This is a genomic window from Micromonospora sp. KC207, assembly GCF_004348615.1.
GTDB lineage: Bacteria > Actinomycetota > Actinomycetes > Mycobacteriales > Micromonosporaceae > Micromonospora.
Map to the genome: position 1 here is coordinate 1 of NZ_SMKJ01000286.1, position 8,908 is coordinate 8,908.

6 protein-coding genes and 1 pseudogene are annotated in these 8,908 nt (G+C 71.1%); 6 read left to right on the forward strand and 1 reads right to left on the reverse strand.

Translation table 11 applies throughout. From position 1 onward, the window contains the following. Nucleotides 1–62 precede the first annotated feature (62 nt). From E1258_RS26580 to E1258_RS26605, 6 genes and pseudogenes are all read left to right on the forward strand, one after another. Nucleotides 63–1,244 carry a PLP-dependent aspartate aminotransferase family protein gene (locus E1258_RS26580; RefSeq protein WP_132405932.1) on the forward strand — a complete coding sequence of 394 codons (1,182 nt, stop codon included), beginning with the start codon at nt 63–65 and terminating at the stop codon, nt 1,242–1,244. Further along, a pseudogene (locus E1258_RS36020) lies at nt 1,244–2,243 on the forward strand (alpha/beta fold hydrolase). Before E1258_RS26580 ends, E1258_RS36020 begins: the two are co-directional and overlap by 1 nt. 191 nt (nt 2,244–2,434) lie before the next feature. After that, nucleotides 2,435–3,124, forward strand: a complete 690-nt coding sequence (locus E1258_RS26590; RefSeq protein WP_132405934.1) for a hypothetical protein — start codon at nt 2,435–2,437, stop codon at nt 3,122–3,124. A 130-nt stretch (nt 3,125–3,254) separates the two neighbouring features. Beyond that, on the forward strand, nt 3,255–4,820 hold the full coding sequence (locus E1258_RS26595; protein WP_243715706.1) for a helix-turn-helix domain-containing protein: 1,566 nt from the start codon (nt 3,255–3,257) through the stop codon (nt 4,818–4,820). Between the two features lie 305 nt (nt 4,821–5,125). After that, nucleotides 5,126–7,039 (forward strand): molecular chaperone HtpG, encoded by a 1,914-nt coding sequence (htpG, locus tag E1258_RS26600; protein WP_132405936.1) that lies wholly within the window; start codon nt 5,126–5,128, stop codon nt 7,037–7,039. 211 nt (nt 7,040–7,250) lie between these two features. Beyond that, nucleotides 7,251–7,778, forward strand: a complete 528-nt coding sequence (locus E1258_RS26605) for a flavin reductase family protein (RefSeq protein WP_132405938.1) — start codon at nt 7,251–7,253, stop codon at nt 7,776–7,778. Here E1258_RS26605 and E1258_RS26610 read toward each other — a convergent pair. Then, a partial coding sequence (locus E1258_RS26610; RefSeq protein WP_243715707.1) for an acyltransferase family protein occupies nt 7,736–8,908 on the reverse strand: 1,173 nt, incomplete at its 5' end. The two genes, E1258_RS26605 and E1258_RS26610, sit on opposite strands and share 43 nt — an antisense overlap.

The following is an 8,908-nucleotide window of genomic DNA, read 5'->3' on the forward strand; positions in this document are numbered from 1 at the left end:
GCCCCATCGTCATCGCCCTACCCTGATCCGAGCAGCGATCCGACCAGCGTGAGGAGAACCCGGTGACCGGCATCGGCACGACCGCGATCCACGGCGACGACGGCCTGCACCCCACGGGCGCGGTGTCGCCGCCGATCGTGCAGAGCGCCACGTTCAGCGCCGAGTCCGACGAGCGGTTCACCGAGATCGCCACGCAGGTGCGCGCCGATGACTTCTACACCCGCTACGGCAACCCCAACCACGCCCAGGTCGCCGCCGTGGTGGCCGAACTGGAGGGCACCGAGGCTGGCCTGGTGACCGCCTCCGGGATGGGGGCGATCACCACCGTCGCGCTGGCCCTGCTCACCGCCGGGGACCACGTGGTCGTGCAGCGCAGCACGTACGGCGGCACCACCTCGCTGGCCACCGGGCTGCTCACCCGGTTCGGGGTGAGCTGCACCCAGGTCGACCAGACCGACATCGAGGCGTTCGCCCGCGCCATGACCTCGCGCACCCGGCTGCTGCTCGTGGAGACGCCCAGCAACCCGCTGCTGGAGCTGACCGACCTGACCGCCGTGATCGAGCTGGCCCACGCCCACGGCGCGTACGCCGTCGTGGACAACACGTTCGCCACCCCGGTCAACCAGCGACCTGCGGCCCTCGGCGCGGACCTGGTCTGGCACAGCGCCACGAAGTTCCTCGGCGGCCACTCCGACGTCACCGCCGGGGTGGTGGTCGGCCCCGCCGAGCTGATCGACCGGGTCTGGCAGACCGCCATCGTCACCGGCGCGACGCTGGGCCCCATCGACGCCTGGCTGCTGCTGCGCGGCATCCGGACGCTGCCGCTGCGGATGGCCCGGCACAACGACAACGCCCTCGCGCTGGCTCGGGCGCTCCAGGAGCACCCGGCGGTGGCCCAGGTCCGTTACCCGGGGCTGCCCAGCCACCCCCAGCACGACCTGGCCACGAAGCAGATGAGCGGGTGTGGCGGCGTGTTCAGCCTCGACCTGGCCGGCGGCCGACCGGCGGCGGCCACCCTCCTCGCGGAGCTGCGACTGGCCAAGCGGGCGGCCAGCCTGGGCAGCGTGAGCACCCTCGTGGTGCACCCGCGTTCAATGTGGGCGGGGATCGTCGACGCCGAGCAACTCGCCGCCGCCGGCATCGGCGAGGGCCTCGTGCGGGTCTCCACCGGCATCGAGGAGACGGCGGACCTGCTCGCAGACTTCACCCGCGCCCTGGACGTCGTGGCCGGTCAGGCTGGCTGATGGGGCAGCAGCCCTACCCGCCCGTGGAGCCGTACGACCGGGGGATGCTCGACGTGGGCGACGGGCACCTCGTCTACTGGGAGGTGTCCGGCAACCCGGACGGGATGCCGGCCGTGGCGGTGCACGACAGCCGGGGGCAGCTCGTCGGCCGGCACCCGCCGCCTGTTCGACCCGGCCCGGTACCGGCTCGTCCAGTTCGACCAGCGTGGCTGCGGGCGCAGCACGCCGCACGCCAGCGACCCGGCCGCCGATCTGCGGCACAACACCCACCGATCACCTGCTGGTCGACATAGAGGGGCTGCGCGAGCACCTGGGCGTCGACCGGTGGCTGCTGTTCGGCAACTCGTGGGACGCGACCCTGGTCTCGCGTAAGCCCAGCGCCAGCGGCAGCGGGTCAGCGCGATCGTCCTCGTCGGGTGACCATGAGCAGCCGGTCGGAGATCGACTGGCTGCACCGGGGCGTCGGCCGATTCTTCCCCGGACACTGGCGGCGGTTCGTCAACGCCGTGCCGGCCGCCGACCGTCCGGCGATCGCACCGGGCCGGGGCTCGGCCGCCGTGCTGCTCGCCGCGTACGCGCGGCTGCTGGAACACCCGGACGCCCAGGTACTTCCACCGGGCGGCGATCGCCTGGCTCGCCTGAAAGGACGCCGTCGTCTCTCTGAAACCTGACGGCAAGCCCGACGTCTACAGCGACCAGCCGCCGGACGACCAGGTGGCCTTCGTCCGGCTCTGCGCGCACTACTTCTCCCACGGGACCTGGCTCGCCGACGACGCCCTGCTGCGCGGCGCCCACCAGCTCGCCGGCATTCCCGGGGTGCTCGTGCATGGCCGCTTCGACCTCGGCTCGCCGCTGGAGACGCCGTGGTCGCTGGCCCGGGCCTGGCCCGACGCGGAGCTGATCGTGGTCAACGACTGCGGGCACACCGGCAGCGACGCCCTGCGTGGGCATTTGCGCGCCGCGCTTGACCGGCTCGCCCCGGCACCACCGGCCGGGTGAGCGGCGTCAGGCGCCCGCCTATGATCAACGGTGCCGTGACTCGTTGTGGCGGCTTCGTTCTTCCACCGTGAGGTGACCTTCACATGCAGGTTCGACGTCTGGTAGCCACGGTGGCGACCCTGACTGCCGTTCTTGGTGCCACCGGGTGCGGTCCGGGTAACTCCGCCCAGGATTCTGCTTCGACGACGGAGATGGCGTGCGGCCGATCCGACGCCTCCCCGGTCGGGCGGCAGGGCGAGGTCAAGGACCTCACGGCGGCCGTCGGCTGGATCTCGCGGGAGCCGGTTCGGGTCACGACCGACACGGCGGAAGCCACCGGTCAGGGGGTGATGGAGGCACAACGACGGACCGGAACGATGTCCTACACCCTCAAGAAGAACGACCGGATGATCCTCGTGACGAGATACGAGGAAGACGTGTACTTCGCCATGCTCAACGTGCCGGGGGTCAGCTTCGGGACGCACTACTCGCTGTCCAGGTCCGAGGTACCCGCAGGCAGCTACCTGGACGTTGACCCCAACGACCCGGGCGGCGCGCGTCGATTGGTCGACGCGGTGGTCAGTGTGCAAAGCGACGGCGAGCAGGCAGCCACGGGTAAGCGGCGTCTCGCCGGTGCTGTCGACCTGACGGCGACTTGGTACGCGGACGAGGACCTGTGCCGAAAGTTCGGCGACAAGGCCCGAGCGATCCCGTTCAACGCGACTGTCGACGACCAGGGCCGGCTGGTCGAGTTCGTCATCGAGTTGCGTGCCCTCGCGTCCGAGATGGGCGACGCGCGTACCAACTGGGCGGCGCTGGGAGTTCCGACGAATCCCAAGCGGCCCGCCAGGAGCCAGCCGGCCGGCGACGTGCGCTCTCTGTTGGAGGCATTCGAAAGCTGACCGGACGTTGGGTTTACGCCCGACGCCTTCGCCTGCGCCCTGTGTCGCTCTGGCTGCGGAACGTGACTGCACGTACTGTCCTTTGTGCGGGGTCTATGCCGGATCCTGTTGACCTCGGGCAGGAGGAGCGATGGCCGACTACATCGGGCTGCGGGTCGCTGGTTGGCGAGACGCCGCCGGGATGACGCAGCAGCAACTGGCCGATCGGGTGGGTGTGACCGCCTCCTACATCTCGATGATCGAGTCGGGTCGGCGGCCGGTGACCAAGCGCTCGCGGCTCATCGCCCTGGCGAGCGCACTCGGCGTCAGCGTCACCGACCTGACCGGGCAGCCCCACGCGCCGCGCAGCGAGGACGACCTCGCCATCTACACCACCGTTCCGGCGCTGCGTGGCGCTCTCGACGACGACCCCGAAGGGTCGGTGCGCCCGATCGACCCGGCCGTCCTGTGGGCGTCCGTGGATCAGGCGATGGCGGCCCGGATGGCCTGCGACTACAAGGCGCTGGCTCGGCTGCTGCCCGACCTGGTCGCGGCCACGCGGCGGCTCACCGACTCCGGGCACCCGGAGGGGCCGCGACTGTTCGTCCGGGCGGCGGTGACCACCGTGCTGGCCATCAAACCGTTCGGCTACATCGACCTGGCGGCGCGGTATGCCGAGCGTGCCGAACTGGTCGCCGCGCTCGCTGGGCCGGCGGAGGTGGCTGCCGCAGCGTTCGCTGCCGCGCAGAGTGCCCTGTCGTCGGGCACGCGCGGTGGCCGGCGGCGGTCGCTGGCGGTGGCGACGCGCGCGGCGGAGCAATTGGGCGACACGGGCGACGGCGCGGCGTTGACCTGGTACGGGATGCTTCACCTGCACTGCGCGATGTCGGCCGCGTCGTTGGGCACCGGTGACCCGGACGGGCACCTGGCGGAGGCGGAGAACGCCGCGCGTCGGGCCGGGTCCGACCCGTGGCGGATGGAGTTCACGCCGGCGAACTGCGGGATCTGGCGGGTGGGGGTGGCCGTCGAGAACGGGACGCCTGAGCGCGCGCCGGAGCGGGCGCGGCGTGTCGACCGGTCGCAGGTTCGCAGCGCGAACCGTCGATGCCGTCTGCACCTGGATGCGGGACGTGGGTGGTACGCGGCCGGCGACCAGGAGCGGGCAATCCTGGCGTTCCTGGAGGCGGATAACGCGTCGAGCTGCGGTCACGGCCGAGCGTGCGGGAGATCGTCGGCCAGATGGTCCGGGACGCCCGCCGCCGGGGCTCGCCCGAGTTGCGGGACCTCGCGATTCGTATCGGCATCGACCCGCTGGACCCGGAGCCCCACGGAATCTAACCGACAGTTAGTTCGCCGTCACTCTGGAAGCTCTATCGTTCGAGTAAGGACGCGATGGAGATTTTGGAGGATTTCGGCCCCTCGAGGGGCCGAAATCCTCCAAGGTCGCCCACGGATGCCGGTGCTCGTTGCGGTCGCGTCCCCTCAGCCGGGCGTGGCGGTGTCGGTCCTTCCAGGGCGCGCCGCCGCGCCCCGACCGACGGAGGTGGGGATGATGAGCGACGCTGTTCCGGTCGAAGGCAGGGGCGAGCAGATCCAGGAGGCGGAACGGGAGGCGGCCCGGCAACGGCTTCTCGCGCAGGCCGAGGCGGAGCGGATACCGGCCGAGGAGACGACCCGGGTGGTGCCGGACCGGCGGTGGCGGCGTGGACAGCAGTAACTCCTGCCCGTGGGTCGACGGGTAGCCGACCCGGCGGTGGTACACCACCGACCCGCCGCCGGTCGGTGCTCGCCCAGGTGGCCCGCGACCAGCCCGCCCCCGGCTGCGCTCGTCCAGCTCGCGATCACCCTCGGGGGTGACGTGAGCGCGACGCGTGCTGCCCCGTATTCGCGGGCAGTTCCACAGGGACCGGAAGTGGCATCGTATGCTCGCCCCGCCGTATCCGGCCGGGTGGGTGTCGCGACTGCCAGCGACGGCTCGTATCCTTTGCGCGAAGGGTCACCCAGTCACTGAAGGGGGTCGGTGTGAGCAACCGGATCGAGACGCTGGAGTTCCAGGCGGAGGCGCGCCAACTGCTCCAGCTGATGGTCCATTCGATCTACTCGAACAAGGACGTCTTCCTACGCGAGCTGATCTCCAACGCCTCCGACGCCTTGGACAAGCTCCGCCTGGAGTCCCTGGTCGACAAGGATCTCGCGGCCGACGTCTCCGACCTGCACATCGAAATCGAGGTGGACCGCGAGGCGCGCACCCTCACCGTCCGGGACAACGGCATCGGCATGTCCCGCGACGACGTGGTCCGCCTGATCGGCACCATCGCCAAGTCGGGCACCGCCGAGTTGCTGGCGAAGCTGCGCGAGTCGAAGGACACGGCCGCGTCGGCCGACCTGATCGGGCAGTTCGGCGTCGGCTTCTACGCCACCTTCATGGTCGCCGACCGGGTCACCCTGCTAACCCGCCGCGCCGGGGAGGCCGAGGGCACCCGCTGGGAGTCCACCGGCGAGGGCACGTACAACGTGGAGACCGTCGACGACGCCCCGCAGGGCACCGCCGTCACCGTCCACCTCAAGCCCGAGGACAGCGACGACCACCTGTACGACTACACCGCCGAGTGGAAGATCCGCGAGATCGTCAAGCGGTACTCCGACTTCATCGCCTGGCCGATCCGGATGACCGTCGAGCGCAAGGGCGAGGGCGACGAGATCACCCGCGAGGCGCAGACCCTCAACTCGATGAAGGCGCTGTGGGCCCGCCCGCGCAGCGAGGTCGACGAGGCCGAGTACAAGGAGTTCTACAAGCACGTCAGCCACGACTGGGCCGACCCCCTGGAAACCATTCACATGCGGGGGGAGGGCACCTTCGAGTACGAGGCGCTGCTGTTTCTGCCGTCGCACGCGCCCGTGGACCTGTTCGCTCCGCAGGCCCGCCGGGGCGTGCAGCTCTACGTCAAGCGCGTGTTCATCATGGACGACTGCGAAGCGCTGATGCCCAACTACCTGCGCTTCGTCAAGGGCGTCGTCGACGCGCACGACCTGTCGCTCAACATTTCCCGGGAGATCCTCCAGCAGGACCGCCAGATCCAGGCGGTGCGCCGGCGGCTGGTGAAGAAGATCCTCGCCACCGTCAAGGAGCTGAAAACCAACGAGGCCGAGAAGTACCGCACCTTCTGGTCCGAGTTCGGCCCGGCGCTCAAGGAGGGCCTGCTCGACGACCCGGACAACACCGACGCCATCCTCGACGTCGTCTCGGTCGCCTCCACCCACGACCCGGCCGAGCTGACCGGCCTGCGCGACTACGTCGAGCGGATGAAGGACGGCCAGGCCGACATCTACTACATGACCGGGGAGTCCCGGTCGATGATCGAGAACTCGCCGCACATGGAGGCGTTCCGCGCCAAGGGCTACGAGGTGCTGATCCTCACCGACCCGGTGGACGAGGTCTGGGTCGAGCGGGTCGGCCAGTTCGACGGCAAGCCGCTGCGCTCCATCGCCAAGGGCCAGGTCGACCTGGACACCGAGGAGGAGAAGAAGGAGGCCGAGTCTGCCCGCGAGCAGCAGCGCCAGGAGTACGCCAACCTGCTGACCTGGATGACCGGGAAGCTCGCCGACAGCGTCAAGGAGGTTCGCCTCTCCACCCGCCTGACCACCTCCCCGGCGTGCGTGGTCGGCGACGCCCACGACATCACCCCGACGCTGGAGAAGATGTACCGGGCGATGGGTCACGAGGTGCCGCAGGTCAAGCGGATTCTGGAGCTCAACCCGGGGCACCCGCTGGTGGAGGGGCTGCGCAAGGCCCACGAGCAGGACGCCGCCGCCGACGGGCTCGCCGACACCGCCGAGCTGCTGTACGGGATGGCGCTGCTGGCCGAGGGCGGGGAGCTGGGCGACCCGTCCCGGTTCACCCGGATCCTCGCCGACCGGCTGGCCCGTACCCTCTGACCAGCCGAAACTCGTATTGCGCGCGCTCGCCGTCGGTCTCGGCGGAAGCCAGTGGGCGACCGGTGCCGAAATCCCTACTTTTTAAGTAGGTATTGCGGGTGGTGGGCATGGTCGGTTAGCGTCGGAGTCACCGGGGTGCCGCATCGATGTGTGTCTCGGCCGATCCGGGGCGGCCACCCCGGGCTGCACCGTGCGATCCTGGGAGTCTTCGATGACCGCCGACCCGCAGCCGGGATCCATCGTCGAGGCCGACGCGAGTTCGCTGCGGGCGATCCTGCGCAACCAGGCCAGCACCGTCACCGTCGTGACGGCCCCCGGGGCCCCGCCGGTCGGCTTCACCGCGACGTCGTTCACGTCGGTGTCGCTGGAGCCGCCCGTCGTGTCCTTCTGCCTGGGCCTTGCCTCGTCGAGCTGGCGCACGGTGGCGCGGTCCCGGCACGTCGCGGTGCACCTGCTCGCCCGGCACCAGCGGAAACTGGCGCGGACGTTCGCCATGACCGGGATCGACCGGTTCGCTCACCCGACCCGGTGGCGCGTCGGTCCCGAGGCGGTGCCGATCCTCGACGATGCCCTGGCCTGGCTGCTCTGCCGTGTCGTGGACCGGGTGGTCGTCGGCGACCACGCCATCGTGCTCGCCGAGCCCGAGCTGCTGCGGCACGTTGACGTCGGCTCGCCCCTGCTGTACCACCGGGGCGGCTACGCTGGCGTGGAGCCAGCGGACCGGGCCGCGGTGGCCTGACCGGCACCGCGTGCCGCCGCCGTCCGGGCCCACACCCGGACGGCGTGCGGCAGCCACCGGGCCCCCACCCGGGCGAGCGCCGCGACGCCGACACCGGCGGCGAGGGACACCACCAGGGCCGCCCCGCGCGAGGCGGGCCCGACCAGCGACAGCACCTGCCAGTGAACCAGGTAGATGTACAGCGAACTGGTGGCCAGCACCCCGGCGACCCGGTTGAGCGCGCGCCAACTGGGCAGCCGGGGCACCCAGACCAGCAGCACGAATCCGGCCGCGATCAGCGCCTCCCGCCACGGCTGGCCGAAGAAGCCGGGCACGGCGAGCAGGGCCGCCCCGGTCAGCACGAGTCGCTGGCCGGTGCTGCGGGCCCGCGCCGCCGCCCAGCCGAGCGCGAACAGCCAGAACACCACCACGGCGGACGGGACGTGGCCGCGCGCGGCCAGGCCGGGCAGGTCGTACCGGAAGACCAGGCCGAACGCGGCGACGGCGAGCGGCAGCCCGAACGGGTACCGCCGCTCGACGCGGTCCACCGCCGGGACGGCCAGCAGCGCGACCGCTCCGAGCAGGATGTACACCAGCGCCTCGACGAACCAGAACTGCCACTCGGTGACCCCGTCGTGCGGCCCGAGGACGCTGTTGAGCAGCAGCACGTTGGTCAGCGTGTAGTCGCCGGTGACCGCGCCCGCTGCCGCGATCCAGAGCACGGACGGCAGCACGACCCGGCCGATGGCGTGCCCGGCGGTGCGTAGTCGCCGCAGGCGAGGGGCGTCGGTGAGCTGGAACCGGGCGAAGTTGAACCCGGCGACCGCCAGCAGCAGGTGGGCGCCGCCCTTGATCGTGAACAGCGGGATGTGCGATCCGACGATCACGACGATCGCCGCCGCGCGCAGCGCCACGCTGGTCTCCAGCACGGCCGATCGACGCCGACCGGGCGGGGCGGCGGGCCGGGGCAGGTCCCGGATCGCGGTGGTGTGCCAGTCGGCGGGCAGCTCGCCGAGGGCCTCCTCCAGCCGTACCGACATCTCCACGTAGGACATGGAGTCGCCGCCGAGGGAGACGAAGCTGTCGTCGGCGGTGACCTTGTCGGCGTCTAGCACCCGCGCGTACAGCCGGCACAGGTCGGTGCCGTCGGC